We start from the raw sequence: 12,687 nt of genomic DNA on the forward strand, positions 1-12,687 counted from the left end.
CGAGCATCCTGCCGTCCGGCCAGGGGGTCAGGCAGAGTTGGGCTGCTGATCGAGGTCGTGCATGACAATCAGCGCGCCGATCACCGTGCCGCCCGCATCGCGCAGCGGCGACATGCGACAGCGCACCTGCCGTGATCCCTCGCTGCCCGCCGAGCGCTCATAGGTGTAATCGATCTGGCCGCCGGCAAAACAGGCGTCGAGCTTGTGCTTGGCGCATTCGGCAAACCGCTCTTCACCGATGAATTCGCAAAGATGACGGCCGATCAGTTCCATCGGCTTCCTGTTGAGATGAGCGCTGTTGGCCGGATTGGAATAGAGGTAGCGATAATCTCTTGTCAGCACCGCCACCCGGTCCGGCATGCTGTCGAGGATCACCGCATTGAGGAACTGGCCATTGTCGGTATCAGGCACATAGGCCGGCGGCGGCTCGATGCGCACATCCTGCGGCGAAGGCATACGCCAGTCCGGCCCATGCGTCCCGAAATAGCGGTCGAGCAGGAAGGAAAGCACCGTCGTGTGCTCGGTGACGCTGGCGCTGTCGTCAGCGTCCTGGGCGATCAGATGAGTCACAAACTGCAGTTGCATGTAGACTTCGAGCAGATTAACCGCCCGATGAGCGAGGATTGCCTCGACCAGCGGCTCGACATAGCGGTCAAGCGCCGTGACGCGCTGGTCGTCGCCCAGGCGTATGGCTTCCTCTATCTGCGTGCAACGCAAGGAAAAAGCTCGAAAAAGCTCCAACAAGACGCCTCCAACTACGATTACCCCAAGAGACGAGTCCAAAACCGGATCTGGTTTACACCTCTAAAATGCGCCTAGCGGTAGACATTATTCGCGCCTTAGTGGTGACGGGTAACATGAAGTGTGCTCTCTTTCAATCCGAGCGCACCTGCCGCTTTTCACCGCTGATAATTGAGGGTGGACCTTTTTAAGCAGGTTCGGATCTGAGGCCGAGGCAGCATTAAATTATTGGCGTCTAAGGTGCGAGTGTGTTCTTGATCTGCCAGCGATCGTGATACCAGAGCCACTGTTCCGGGTATTCCCGCACCCAGCTTTCCACCTTGTCGTTGAGCAGCTGGGCGGCTGCCGGTAGGTCGAGATTGCCCTTGGCGTCGCGCGGCATGTCCAGCCGCGGCTCGATTTCCAGCCGATAGCGGTTGCCGGGCAGCCGGATGCAGCGCGCCGGATAGACCTCGCAATCGAACTGGCGCACCAGCTTCGGCAGCAGCGGATTGGTCTTGACCTCGCGCCCGAAGAAGGTCCCCTTCAGCCCCTTGCGGAACTTCTGGTCGACGAGCACCCCGACCCCCTGGCCGGCTTCGAGCTGACGGGCGAGCGCGAAGGAGGAGCCGGCATGAGACGGCACCAGCTTGCCCATCCGCGCGCTTCTGAAATCGAAGACCTTCTTCGCGACATAGGGATTGTTCGGCGGCCGAAAGAGCACGGTTACATGGAGCCCGAAGGCGGCACCCGCTACCGGCAGCAGCTCGAAATTGGCTGTATGGCCGGTAAAGACGATGAAGGGGCGCGGATTGTCGCGCAGATCGAGAAAGATCGGGATGCCCGACACCTCCACCCTGCCCGGCTCCGCGTTCTCGGGATCATAATCGAACAACTGGTCGAGGAAGACGTATTCGGCTGCAAGCCGGCCCATATTGCCCCAGCTTGCGAGCGCGATCTCTTCGATCTCGGCCTGGCTCTTCTCAGGGAAGGCGTTGCGCAGATTGACGAGCATCAGTCTGTGGCGGCGCGTCCGCCGGCCAAGGCGGCGCATTATCCTGTCGGCGAAGCGAATCGCGCCATCGGCCGGAAACAGCTTCAGCACGTTCAGAAAGCCGAACATCACCTGCGCCACCAGCCATTGCTGGAAGTGCCTGAGCGCCAGAACGATCCGGGTGACGAAGAGCTTCACTTCGGGCTCAATCCATTTTCAGAATGATCTTGCCGAAGATCTGGCGCGATTCCATCCGCTCCAGCGCCCGGTCGATATCGCTGAAGCTGACCTCGGTGTCGATGACGGGATGGACGAGCCCACGGCCCATCTTCTGCATCGCATCCGCCATGTTCTCCATGCGGCAGCCGAAGGAGCCGAACAACTTCAGCTGCTGCTGGAACAGCATCATCAGGTTCATCTCTGTCGAAACACCCGAGGTCGAACCGCAGGTGACGAGCCGCCCGCCGCGCTTCATGCAGAGCATCGAGCCCGCCCAGGTATCCTTGCCGACATGTTCGAAGACAACGTCGACGCCCTTCTTCTTGGTGAGCTTGCGCACCACGCCTTCGAAACGATCGGTGCGGTAGTTGATGACGTGATCGGCGCCGAGCGCCTTGGCCTTTTCGATCTTGTCATCGGAACCGACGGTGGTGATGACGGTGCAGCCGATCTTCTTGGCGAGCTGGATCGCCGCCGTGCCGATGCCGGAGCCGCCGGCATGGACGAGGATCGTTTCGCCGGGCTCGAGCTTGGCATTGTCGAATAGCATGTGCTCCACGGTACCGAAGGTGACGGGAGCAAGCGCTGCACCGATCGCATCGACGCCGGGAGGGGCTGGCACCAGCAGCCGCGCGGGAAGATTTACCTTCTCTTGCGCGAAGCCATCGAGATGGAAGCCGTGCACGCCGGAGACATGTTCGCAGAGATTGTCACGACCTCCGCGACAGGGACGGCAAAGGCCGCAGGTGCGCGCGCCATAGATGGAAACGAGCTGGCCCGGCAGCACATTGGCGACACCCGGGCCGATCGCTTCAACCACGCCCGAGGCTTCCGCACCGATGACCAGCGGCATCTTGCGCTTGGCGAATGCCATACCGCGCCAGCCCCAGACATCGATATGGTTGAGCGCCACCGCCTTGACGCGCAGCGTCACCTCGCCGGCAGCAGGCGCGTCCGGTTCCGGCAGGTCGGTGATCTCAAGCTTGCGGTCATCGATCAGTTGCAAAGCGCGCATGGCAAAATCCCTCGCCTTGAAGGCGTCATCTCATCTCAAAAATGTGTCGGGAACCGCTTAAGCCGGTTCGAGCGCCATGACAAGGCTGGCATTCTGCCCGCCGAAGCCGAAGGAGTTGGAAAGCACGGCGGAAACCTGCGCTTCCCGTTTCTTGTTCGGCACGACATCGAGAACGATCGACGGATCGGGATTGGCATAGTTGATCGTCGGCGGCAGCGTGCCGGTCAGCATCGTCTGCAGCGAGAACACCGCTTCGACGGCGCCCGCCGCCGTCAGCGTATGGCCGATCATCGACTTGTTCGAGGAAACCGGAATGCCGACGAGCCGTTCGCCGAAGACGGCCGACATCGCCCCATATTCCATCTTGTCGTTCTCAGGCGTCGAAGTGCCGTGGGCATTGATATAGCCGATGCCGCTCTCGTCGATGCCGGCATCGACAAGCGCCGCGCGGATCGTCGCGATTGCCGGCCCACCATCGGGTGAGGAGCGCGTGCGGTGGAAGCTGTCGGCCTTGTCTCCGGCGCCCTTCATGATGCCGAGCACCTTGGCACCGCGGGCGACCGCCGCTTCCAGCGATTCCAGCACCAGCGTCGCCGCACCTTCGGCAATGACGAAGCCGTCGCGATCCTTGCTAAACGGCTTGGAGGCCTTGGTCGGCGGATCGTTCTGAGTCGAAAGCGCCGACAGCAGCGAGAAGCGGATCAGCGCTTCGGCGCTGAGAGAGCCATCGGTCGCAACCGTCAGGGCGCGATCGGTGCGGCCCTGGCGGATCGCCTCGATGCCGAGCTGGATCGCCGTGACACCGGAGGCACAGGCCGTCGACAGCGTGACGGGAAGGCCGCGCGTGCCAAACCGGTCGGCAAGGCGCTCGGAAATCGCGCCGAACAGGGCCGCCTCATGGAAGGCTGGGTCTGGCCGCTGGCGCAGCGCCGTCAAAAAGCGCTCATAGGCGTCACCAGGATGCTCGGAGGCCGGCGAACGGTCGGCAAGTTCGAAACGCGCGCTCCATTCCGGCTCGATCGGCGGGGCAGCGAGAAACAGCGGGCCGTTGAAATCGCCTGAAAGACCGGCATTGGCCAGGGCCTCGATCGTCGTTTCCCGGGCGAAGGCATAGGAGCGCTCGACGGCGTTCGGGGCCGGGATGCCGATGAAATCGACGGTGCCGGCGATCCGCGTCGACAGTCCCTCAGTCGGGAAACGGTTGATCTCGTGAATGCCCGACGTGCCTGACGTTAGGGCCGCCCAGTTGTCATTGAGACCCTGGCCGAGTGAGGTGATGATGCCCATGCCGGTGACGGCGACGATTGGACGGCCGAGATGATCTCTGTAAGCGGAAGCTGTCATATCTCTCACTCCTCACGCATCTGCGGAAAGAACCGCGACGCCCTCGCCGCGCTGGTGGCCGACCGTGGTCACGACAGCGGCGGTTGTGCCTGTGCGCATCGGCGCCTCATGGGCGGCATCGAAAGGCGGCACTTTGGCCTTGCCGTCGACGGCAAGGGCTGCAAGCGCCAGACCCAGCGTGAACTGCGTCTCGATCGTGTGGCCGGTGATGCCGCCAAAACCGCGGATTGCAACACCAGGCAATTGATGTTCGAGAACCGCCCGCTCGCGGGCGGCAATATCGTGCATGCCGGTCGAGCCGGAAAAAATCGCCGTGCTTTCGGCGGAAAGCCCAGCGGCGGGCGCCAGAAGCCGCTCCAGGCGGACTTCGAGATTGCCGGCATTGCGGTTGCCACGGTCGCCCTCGACCGCGTCGATGACGGCATAGATATGGGCGCCGCGGGCCTCCGCGTGCTGGCGCGATTCGAGCACCAGGAAGGCGCCTGCCGAACCGGTGATCATGCCGCCGCCGTCGCTAGGTCGGCGTGACCAGAGCGGCACCCAATCGCCGCGCGCATGGGCGCCGATCGCCTCGGTGAGCAGGATCATGTCGGGCCGTTCGGCAGCGAAGGCGCCGCCAACAAGCGCATGCGAGGATTCGCCTGACTTGATGCGGTAGAAGGCGGTCTCGACGGCTGAAATCCCTGCCGCTTCCTCGCCCATGAAGGTGCGCGACGAGCCGGTGACCTTGTGCACGATCGAAATGTTGCCAGCGAGCAGGTTGGAAAGCTGGGCGAGGAAAAGCGTCGGCCTCAGCTCCGTCGTCAGCTTCTCGTTCAAGAGCAGCTCACGGTCGTTCCGCTTCAGCGCCTCGTCGACGATCAGCGTATCGACATTGATGTCGCGCTCGCCGCCGCCGGCTGCCACGATCATGTCCATCGTGCCGCAGGCCTCGAGATTCTCCTTGAAGCCGGCATCGTCGAGCGCAAGCCCGGCGGCAAAGACGCCGATACGTTGCCAGTTCTCCATCTGGCGCTGATCGCCGCGCTTGGCGATCTGCTGCGACCAGTCGATCTCGGGCAGCGGATGCACCGGATAAGGCTTGAACTTCTCGGTCTCGACGATCGCCTTCGGCGCGCTGCCGGCCTTGAGAAGCGCGATATGCGCATCCTTGCCGACGCCTTGACAGGTGACGATGCCGATGCCCGAAATGACGACGTCGTTTGCAGCCTTGCTCATCCAATCACCCCCTGCGCCGCGATCGCTTCGAGAAGCCCGATCTCGCCGGCACGTTTTTTCACGATATCGCCGAGCGGCACCTCGGAAAACGGCATGGTGCGAAGCTTCAGCTGCGCATCGCAGACCTTTTTGCCGGCGCTGGTGATTTTAGCCTTGGTAACCGCGAAACCCGAACCGTCGTGCTCGAGCACCGCCTCGATGTCGAGCACGGCTTCCGGCTCGACGAAGGTGCGCATCTTGGCGCCGTCGACCGTCATCAGGAAGGGCATGGCGGCAAAATCGGTGACGGCAAGCACCAGCATGCCGGAGGCCTGCGCCATGGTCTCGATCAAGAGCACGCCGGGAACCAGCGGCATTCCGGGAAAATGACCCTCGAAGACGGGACTCTTGGCCGGCACGACGGATCGCGCCTTCAGCGTGCCCTTCTTCAGGTCCACCGCTTCGACGCGGTCAATCATCTGGAAATATTCCAGCAGCATTCGGATCCTCCGGCCCGACAGGCCAGATCCGCCCGCCGGTGACGCCTAGTTAGGAACGAAACCGCCCAGCCGCCATAGTCAGGCGGCAGGGCGCTCAAAAAAAGACGGTTATGTCCTCAGGCCTTGGCTGCTTTGAGCTCGTCGATCTTGGCGCAGAGGTTCTTCAGCACGAAATATTCTTCGGTGGAAACCTTGCCTTCGTTGACTTCCTGCGTCCACTTTTCGAGCGGAATCTTGATGCCGAATTCCTTGTCGATCGCAAAGACAATGTCGAGGAAGTCGAGGCTGTCGATACCGAGGTCGTCGATCGTATGGCTCTCCGGCGTGATCGTCGCGCGGTCGATCTCGCTGGTTTCTGCAATAATGTCGGCAACTTTATCGAATGTAGCGGTCACGCGCTGTACCTCATGAAATGACGATTTAAACCCCCTCATAGGCAAATCCATTTCAAAAGCCAATGCTTTCGTCCGGGCGTTGCGGCAATTTGCCGATTGGGTGTTGCCTAAACAGCAATGGAATGCGGGCCATTGCCGTCACCCGAGGCGGGGCGATGCCGCCGCAGGCAGCCCCGCTGCGCCGGCAGCGCCAACGGGTCGTCCGAATCAAAACCGCGCACGGCCTCGCCTCGCCTTCCACGCGCGGAGCCGCAGGCACGGACATTTGATCTGGATCAAATCGCGAGCCCGGCGAATTTGATAGTCATCAAGCGGCGCTCAAAGAAATCGGGATAGCCGAAGCCGCAATCGGGGCGTAATCGTCTCGATTATGCCGAGCATGCAAGCCATGCTGGGATGCATCAGGATTGCGAAGGATCAGGAAATGGACGTCGCACGCAGTGAGCTTTCCGAGGCCGGCACTCCTGTCGCTTGCCGATCCTGCCAGGCGCGGCACGGCGTCGTCTGCGGCGCCTTGTCTCGCCACCAGCTGAGAGAACTCGGCCGCCATTCGCTGCGCCGCAAGGTCGATGCGGGCTCGCAGATCGTCGCTCAAGGGGCGGAAAGCTCTTTCTATTCGAACATCATGCGCGGGGTGGTGAAACTCTGCAAGGTGATGCCGGACGGGCGCCAGCAGATCGTCGGCCTGCAATTCGCTCCCGATTTCGTCGGAAGGCCCTTCGTGCGCGAGAGCACGCTGTCGGCAGAGGCTGCGACCGATGCCGAAATCTGTGTCTTCCCCCGCAATCTGCTCGACCGCATGATATCGGAGACGCCGGAATTGCAGCGCAGCCTGCACGATCAGGCGCTGAAGGAGCTGGATGCCGCGCGCGAATGGATGCTGACGCTCGGCCGGCGCACCGCCGAGGAGAAGGTCGCAAGCCTTCTCCACCTCATCGCCACGCATGCCGAGCCGCAAACGGCCACCAGCACCGCCTTCGATCTGCCGCTATCGCGCGCCGAGATCGCCGATTTTCTCGGATTGACGATCGAGACCGTCAGCCGTCAGTTGACCCGGCTGCGCAAAGGCGGCGTCATCCGCATCGAGAACGTCCGGCATATCGTCGTCCCAGACATGGATGAGTTGGAAAAGAAAATCAGCGCGTAATCACCACGCGGGTATTGGCAAGGCCGGCTTGACGCGTCAGCGAGAAGAACTGAGCCGCATTGTCAGGATGCAGGCGAACACAGCCATGCGACGCCGGCCGGCCCAGGCGCTTCAGGTCGAAAGTGGCGTGAACGGCATAACCGCCGTTGAAGAACACGGCGTAGGGCATCGGCGCATTGTCGTATTTGCGCGAGCGATGATCGCGCGACAGCCACTTGGCGCTCCACGAACCGGTCGGCGTGACATAGCCGTTGCGCGCGGTCGAAACCTTCCAGCGATACTTGACGAAGCCGTTCTCGGTGACAGTCATCGTCTGCTTGCCGATGCTGATATTGGCGACCAGCGTTGCTGCCTCGGCGGCAACGGGAGAAAACTGCAGCAATAAACTTGCGGCCGCAGCCGCCAAAATCGTCTTCATCATAGCCCCTCTTCGCACCCGCGCGGTTTAATCGCGCCCTCACGATAGGGAGACTAAGGCAATACTTATTAGATTGCTTTAACCCGAATGGTAATCACAATTTTAACACGTCTAACCGACAGCGGCTCGCCTACTGGAGCTTGCGCCCAGCCGCAGGCCGGTTGAGCCTCTGGTAGGCCTTGTTCATCTTCTCGCGGATAGAGGCCATCGTACCGAGATTATGACCGCACGCGGCACAGGTGATGATGTCCGTCTCCCGGATCTCCGGCCGCTCGAACTTCATCTTGGTGCTCTTGCACTTCGGGCACGGTAATTCAACCTGAACTGTCATCGCTCTGCTTCCGGTCTGATGAGATATGAGGCGGTTCAAATAGACGTTTGAGCAGAGCATGTCCACTGGCGGGTGTATGCCGTGCGGCACCCCTACAGAAAACACAAGAACAACCCGAAGACCACACCGGTGAACACCATACAGCTGGCATAAAACACCGACACGCCGTCTTCGATATCGCCAGCGGTGGCAATGTCGCGGCCGGCGTTGTTGATCATTGGCTCCGTCACGATAACACCACCATAGATGCGCGGCCCGGCGAGCTGGACGTTAAGAGCGCCGGCCATTGCCGCCTCCGGCCGGCCGGAATTCGGCGAGCGGTGCAGGCCTCCGTCGCGCATCGCCACCCGGATCGCCTCGCGGCAGGGGCTGATGCCCCGCCGGATCCAGGCGCCGGCAGCGATCAGCAGGATGGAGAGCCGGGCGGCCGGCCAATTGGCGATATCGTCGAGCCGGGCGGCGGCCCAGCCGAAATCGATGTATTTTTCCGACCTGTGGCCGATCATCGAATCCGCCGTGTTCAGCATCTTATAGGCGAGCAAGCCCGGCAGGCCGAAGACGGCATAACAGAGCGCCGGCGCGACGACGCCGTCGGAAAAGTTTTCAGCAAGGCTTTCGATCGCCGCGCGGCAGACGGCCGGCTCATCGAGCGTCTCCGGATCGCGCCCGACGATCCGGGAAACAGCGGTTCGTCCGCCGGCAAGCCCGTGGTCGCGCAGAGCTGTCGCGACGGCCGCAACATGATCGGCAAGGCTCTTCTGCGCCAGGAAGATCGCCACCAGACCGGCCTTCAGCACCAGGCCGGCAAGGCCGAAGAGCGCAAAAAAACGGTCGAACACGAAGCCCGCGGCGATCGACAGCAGCAGCAGCGCCAGGATCGCGGCAACGCCGTTCATCCGGCGTTGGGAGCCCGTAAGGCTCGAGGGATTGAGCTGCTGGTCGGCATAGGAGATCGCTGCGCCGAAGACGACGACGGGATGCGGCACCCGCGACCACAGCCATTGCGGATCGCCGGCGATGCGATCGAGCAGCAGCGCCAGAAGCAGTACCAGAAGGTTTTCGTCGATCGTCATCGCTCAAATCCCTGAAGGGCTTCGCCAAGCCGTCTGTCTGCCGCCGGATCGGGCGTTAGCCCGAAACGCAGCCAATCCGGCGCATAATCGAACTTGCGGACGAGAATATGATGCCGGCAAAGATGGGTGTAAATGTCGACGGCTCTCGCATCGGCGACAAGGGTAAAAAGCGCCGTCCCTCCCGCCATCCGCAATCCGGCGCCGGTCAGCACCGCAGACAGGCCGGCGCAGCGTTCACCGATGCCGCCGCGGATGGCAGACACATCCGAACGCAGCAGCGAGGCGGCCAGTGACAGCGCCGGGCCTGAGACCGCCCAAGGGCCGAGCCAGTTCTCGAAACGCTCCAGAATATCACGGCGCGCAATCGCAAAACCGAGCCGCAAGCCGGCAAGCCCGAAAAACTTGCCGAAGGAGCGGAAGATGATCAGGTTGGAAAGATTTTGCGCCTGGGCTGCGAGACTCAGCGCCGGGTCGGTATCACCAAAGGCCTCGTCGACGACGAGAATCCCGCCCGCCGCCTTCATCCTGTCGTGCAGAGCAATCAGCGTTTCGGCCGGCCAAGACCTGCCGTCCGGATTGTTCGGATTGACGACGACCGCCAGCCGATGCTCGGCCCGAATTGCGGCGACATCGCCGACCGCATCGACGGCAAAACCCGCCGACGTAAAGGCGCGCGCATATTCGCCATAGGTCGGCGATACCACGGCGATCCTATCGTCCGCCATAGGGGCTTGCCCGTCCTGTCGAAGCAGGCGCGGCAGAAGCTGGATCACCGATTGCGTTCCGGGCACCGGCAGCGGTAGAATCTCGCCGCTGCGGTAATAGTCGCGTGCCGCAAACCGTGCCGCGTCGACGAGATGCCCGTCCGGCAGGCGGTGCCAGGCCCTTGCCGGAATGTCAGGCAGGGCGACGGGGCACGGATTGATGCCTGTCGAGAGGTCGAGCCAGTCTTCCGGCCTGCCGCCGAAGGCGGCAGCAGCGGCGGTGATGCCGCCGCCATGGACAATCGGCGCGCTCATGCGGCCGCTCTCGCGAGATCGATCAGATGCATATAGGATCCCGCCACCTGACCGCGCCTCAGACCGACGGCACCGAGATCGGTTCCGAGCGCATCCTGCGCTGTAAACAGCCGCTTTCCATCACCTTCGGAAACGACGGTAGAATAGTGAAATTCGTGCGCCGTCATCGTCCGTGCGAAGAAGGCGCCGTCGAGCGGTGTCACCCGGCGATAGCCGAGATGGCGCCGGCGCTCGGCATAGCTGGTGACAACCGGCAGCAGGCCGAGCATTCCGTGGCGCTTGCCCCCCGCATCGATCAGCCCATCGCCCAGCACCATGTAGCCGCCGCACTCGCCGTAAATCCTGATGCCGCGCGCCGCCGCGTCGAGCATGCCGGCGCGGAAATTCTGCGCTTGGGAGAGCCGCCCGGCATGCAGCTCGGGATAACCGCCCGGCAGATAGACCGCGTCGGCATCGGCGGCCGGTGCCTCGTCGGCGAGCGGCGAGAAGAAGGAAATATCAGCCCCGCGCCGGCGCCAGCCGAGCAGCATATGCTCGTAGGAAAAGGCAAAGGCGATATCACGCGCCACGGCGATACGGGCGCCGATCGGCATCAGCCGGTCGATATTGGCTGCCGATGGCCGGTTGAGCCCCTGCCTGGCGATGCGCAGCAGGAATTCGAAATTGCATTCCTCGGAAACGGCGTCGGCAGCATGGTCGATGAAACTCTCAAGCGTCGCATGTTCGCCGGCCTGGACGAGGCCGAGATGCCGCTCCGGCAAGGCAAGCGCCTTATCGCTGCCGATCACGGCGACAACAGGCATGCGGATAGCCTCCAACGCCTGGCGCAGCATTGCCTCGTGCCGCTCGCTGCCGACCTTGTTGAGGATGACGCCGGCAACGCGGACATCGGCGCGGAATCCGGCAAAACCTGACACCAGCGGCGCCACCGACTGCGACATGCGCGAGGCATCGACGACGAGCACCACGGAAAGGCCGAGTTGGGCGGCAAGATCGGCCGCCGTTCCCTTTCCGTCGGCCGCTCCATCGAAGAGACCCATCATTGCCTCGATGACCAAAATCCGGTCGCCGGAGCGGTGAAGAGCGGCATTGGCCGAGATCAATTCCCCGCGCATCGCCCAGGGATCGAAATTCAGGCAAGGCGCCCCGCTTGCGGCCGCATGGAAGGCGGGGTCGATGTAATCGGGGCCAGCCTTGCCGGGTGCCACCGCGACGCCGCGCCGGCGCAGCGCCCTGAGCAATCCGAGCGTCACTGTCGTCTTGCCGGCGCCGGAGGACGGCGCTGCGATCAGGAGGCCGCTCATATCAGCACCTCGCCGGACCGGCCGAATGGATCGGGCTGCAGCCGCCGGCCCGCCAGCGCACCCAGCCAGTCGAGCGAGGCCCGGAGCCGTACCACCTCGCCGACAACGACCACCGCCGGTGGTTCGAGCCCGGAAGCGGCGGCAGCATCGGTCGCTTCGCCGAGCGTCGTCTCAAGCACCTGTTGCGCGCCGGTCGCCGCATTGCAGACAAAAGCCACGGGCTCGGATGCCGAACGGCCCGACGCAATCAGATTGGCGCTGATCTGGGCGATATGCTTCATCGCCATATACATGACGATGACGGGCGACCCCTTGCCGATCGCCTCCCAATTGATCGCATCCGGCACAATGCCGGAGGAATCGTGACCTGTGAGAAACGTCACGGCATGATTGATCTCGCGATGCGTCACCGGAATGCCGGCATAGGCAAGCCCGCCGATGCCGGCGGTAATCCCGGGCACGATGCGAAACGGGATGTTGTGCTCAACCAGCGTCAGCGCCTCTTCACCGCCGCGTCCGAAGACGAAGGGATCGCCACCCTTCAGCCGCAGCACCCGCTTGCCGGCGCGCGCCAGTTCCACCAGCCGGAGCGAAATGTCGCGCTGTTTCGCCGAGGGCTTGCCGCCGCGTTTTCCCGCATATTCGATTTCCGCGCCTGATCGTGCGAGCGTCAAACAGTCCTCGTTGACGAGCGCGTCATGGACCACCACATCCGCCTCCACGAGTCCCTTGGCGGCGAGCAGCGTTAACAGCCCTGGATCACCGGGGCCGGCCCCGACGAGCCAGACGCTGCCCGGCTCCAGCGCCGGCAGATGGGAGAAAGCGGCATCGATCATCCCGCTGATCTAGGCCGTGCAATGGGCAAGGTCAACGCCGCACGCCGCGCCTCACTTGAAGTTGCTGAGATGACCATGACTCACCTTGGGAGGAAGCGGATTCAAATTCTCGGAAAGCCCGAATAACAATATGAATATATTGGGAGCGAAGACCGGCCGCGATGCAGCCGGCTTC

General features: G+C 62.9%; 14 protein-coding genes. 1 reads left to right on the plus strand and 13 read right to left on the minus strand.

The genetic code is table 11. The features are described 5' to 3' along the window. Nucleotides 1–27: 27 nt before the first annotated feature. The 7 genes from ATY29_RS11255 to ATY29_RS11285 all read right to left on the minus strand — a co-directional run bounded on the left by ATY29_RS11255 (nucleotide 28) and on the right by ATY29_RS11285 (nucleotide 6,384). Entirely contained in the window at nucleotides 28–744 is a 717-nt protein-coding gene (locus ATY29_RS11255; RefSeq protein ID WP_037091343.1) for a PAS domain-containing protein, read from the minus strand. Nucleotides 745–976: 232 nt separating this feature from the next. Further along, on the minus strand, nucleotides 977–1,912 hold the full coding sequence (locus ATY29_RS11260) for a lipid A biosynthesis lauroyl acyltransferase (RefSeq protein ID WP_003564227.1): 936 nt from the start codon (nucleotides 1,910–1,912) through the stop codon (nucleotides 977–979). Between the two features lie 7 nt (nucleotides 1,913–1,919). Continuing rightward, nucleotides 1,920–2,948 (minus strand): zinc-binding dehydrogenase, encoded by a 1,029-nt coding sequence (locus ATY29_RS11265; RefSeq protein WP_097532739.1) that lies wholly within the window; start codon nucleotides 2,946–2,948, stop codon nucleotides 1,920–1,922. Between the two features lie 57 nt (nucleotides 2,949–3,005). Next, nucleotides 3,006–4,292 (minus strand): beta-ketoacyl-ACP synthase, encoded by a 1,287-nt coding sequence (locus ATY29_RS11270; RefSeq protein WP_097532740.1) that lies wholly within the window; start codon nucleotides 4,290–4,292, stop codon nucleotides 3,006–3,008. Between the two features lie 12 nt (nucleotides 4,293–4,304). Next, a complete protein-coding gene (locus ATY29_RS11275; RefSeq protein WP_003564233.1) occupies nucleotides 4,305–5,510 on the minus strand; it encodes a beta-ketoacyl-ACP synthase in 1,206 nt (401 codons plus the stop codon). Beyond that, entirely contained in the window at nucleotides 5,507–5,989 is a 483-nt protein-coding gene (locus tag ATY29_RS11280) for a 3-hydroxyacyl-ACP dehydratase FabZ family protein (protein ID WP_003564235.1), read from the minus strand. Before ATY29_RS11280 ends, ATY29_RS11275 begins: the two co-directional genes overlap by 4 nt. Nucleotides 5,990–6,105: 116 nt before the next feature. Next, nucleotides 6,106–6,384 (minus strand): acyl carrier protein, encoded by a 279-nt coding sequence (locus tag ATY29_RS11285; RefSeq protein ID WP_003540486.1) that lies wholly within the window; start codon nucleotides 6,382–6,384, stop codon nucleotides 6,106–6,108. Between the two features lie 424 nt (nucleotides 6,385–6,808). On the opposite strand from ATY29_RS11285, the gene ATY29_RS11290 reads away from it, so the two are divergent. Next, nucleotides 6,809–7,531, plus strand: a complete 723-nt coding sequence (locus ATY29_RS11290) for a Crp/Fnr family transcriptional regulator (RefSeq protein WP_003564237.1) — start codon at nucleotides 6,809–6,811, stop codon at nucleotides 7,529–7,531. Here ATY29_RS11290 and ATY29_RS11295 read toward each other — a convergent pair. From ATY29_RS11295 to cobA, 6 genes are all read right to left on the minus strand, one after another. Further along, a complete protein-coding gene (locus ATY29_RS11295; RefSeq protein WP_025416400.1) occupies nucleotides 7,521–7,952 on the minus strand; it encodes a L,D-transpeptidase in 432 nt (143 codons plus the stop codon). The genes ATY29_RS11290 and ATY29_RS11295 overlap by 11 nt on opposite strands. Before the next feature lie 127 nt (nucleotides 7,953–8,079). After that, on the minus strand, nucleotides 8,080–8,280 hold the full coding sequence (locus ATY29_RS11300) for an ECs_2282 family putative zinc-binding protein (protein ID WP_003564241.1): 201 nt from the start codon (nucleotides 8,278–8,280) through the stop codon (nucleotides 8,080–8,082). Nucleotides 8,281–8,372: 92 nt separating this feature from the next. After that, nucleotides 8,373–9,353 carry an adenosylcobinamide-phosphate synthase CbiB gene (gene cbiB / locus ATY29_RS11305; RefSeq protein WP_097532741.1) on the minus strand — a complete coding sequence of 327 codons (981 nt, stop codon included), beginning with the start codon at nucleotides 9,351–9,353 and terminating at the stop codon, nucleotides 8,373–8,375. Beyond that, nucleotides 9,350–10,372: a threonine-phosphate decarboxylase CobD gene (gene cobD / locus ATY29_RS11310; protein ID WP_097532742.1), complete on the minus strand. Its 1,023-nt coding sequence runs from the start codon at nucleotides 10,370–10,372 to the stop codon at nucleotides 9,350–9,352. Before cobD ends, cbiB begins: the two co-directional genes overlap by 4 nt. Then, nucleotides 10,369–11,676 (minus strand): cobyrinic acid a,c-diamide synthase CobB, encoded by a 1,308-nt coding sequence (locus ATY29_RS11315; RefSeq protein WP_003564247.1) that lies wholly within the window; start codon nucleotides 11,674–11,676, stop codon nucleotides 10,369–10,371. Before ATY29_RS11315 ends, cobD begins: the two co-directional genes overlap by 4 nt. After that, on the minus strand, nucleotides 11,673–12,512 hold the full coding sequence (gene cobA, locus ATY29_RS11320; RefSeq protein WP_097532743.1) for a uroporphyrinogen-III C-methyltransferase: 840 nt from the start codon (nucleotides 12,510–12,512) through the stop codon (nucleotides 11,673–11,675). The genes ATY29_RS11315 and cobA overlap by 4 nt, the downstream gene beginning before the upstream one ends. Nucleotides 12,513–12,687: the final 175 nt, after the last annotated feature.

Source organism: Rhizobium hidalgonense, from assembly GCF_002914525.1.
Lineage (GTDB): Bacteria > Pseudomonadota > Alphaproteobacteria > Rhizobiales > Rhizobiaceae > Rhizobium > Rhizobium hidalgonense.

Bases quoted from the DNA above. Each gene is read 5' to 3' on its own strand.
- ATY29_RS11290 (WP_003564237.1), top strand. From the start codon at position 6,809: ATGGACGTCGCACGCAGTGAGCTTTCCGAGGCCGGCACTCCTGTCGCT.
- cobA (WP_097532743.1), bottom strand. From the start codon at position 12,512: ATGATCGATGCCGCTTTCTCCCATCTGCCGGCGCTGGAGCCGGGCAGC.
- cbiB (WP_097532741.1), bottom strand. From the start codon at position 9,353: ATGACGATCGACGAAAACCTTCTGGTACTGCTTCTGGCGCTGCTGCTC.
- ATY29_RS11280 (WP_003564235.1), bottom strand. From the start codon at position 5,989: ATGCTGCTGGAATATTTCCAGATGATTGACCGCGTCGAAGCGGTGGAC.
- ATY29_RS11295 (WP_025416400.1), bottom strand. From the start codon at position 7,952: ATGATGAAGACGATTTTGGCGGCTGCGGCCGCAAGTTTATTGCTGCAG.
- ATY29_RS11315 (WP_003564247.1), bottom strand. From the start codon at position 11,676: ATGAGCGGCCTCCTGATCGCAGCGCCGTCCTCCGGCGCCGGCAAGACG.
- ATY29_RS11265 (WP_097532739.1), bottom strand. From the start codon at position 2,948: ATGCGCGCTTTGCAACTGATCGATGACCGCAAGCTTGAGATCACCGAC.
- ATY29_RS11270 (WP_097532740.1), bottom strand. From the start codon at position 4,292: ATGACAGCTTCCGCTTACAGAGATCATCTCGGCCGTCCAATCGTCGCC.
- ATY29_RS11300 (WP_003564241.1), bottom strand. From the start codon at position 8,280: ATGACAGTTCAGGTTGAATTACCGTGCCCGAAGTGCAAGAGCACCAAG.
- ATY29_RS11275 (WP_003564233.1), bottom strand. From the start codon at position 5,510: ATGAGCAAGGCTGCAAACGACGTCGTCATTTCGGGCATCGGCATCGTC.
- cobD (WP_097532742.1), bottom strand. From the start codon at position 10,372: ATGAGCGCGCCGATTGTCCATGGCGGCGGCATCACCGCCGCTGCTGCC.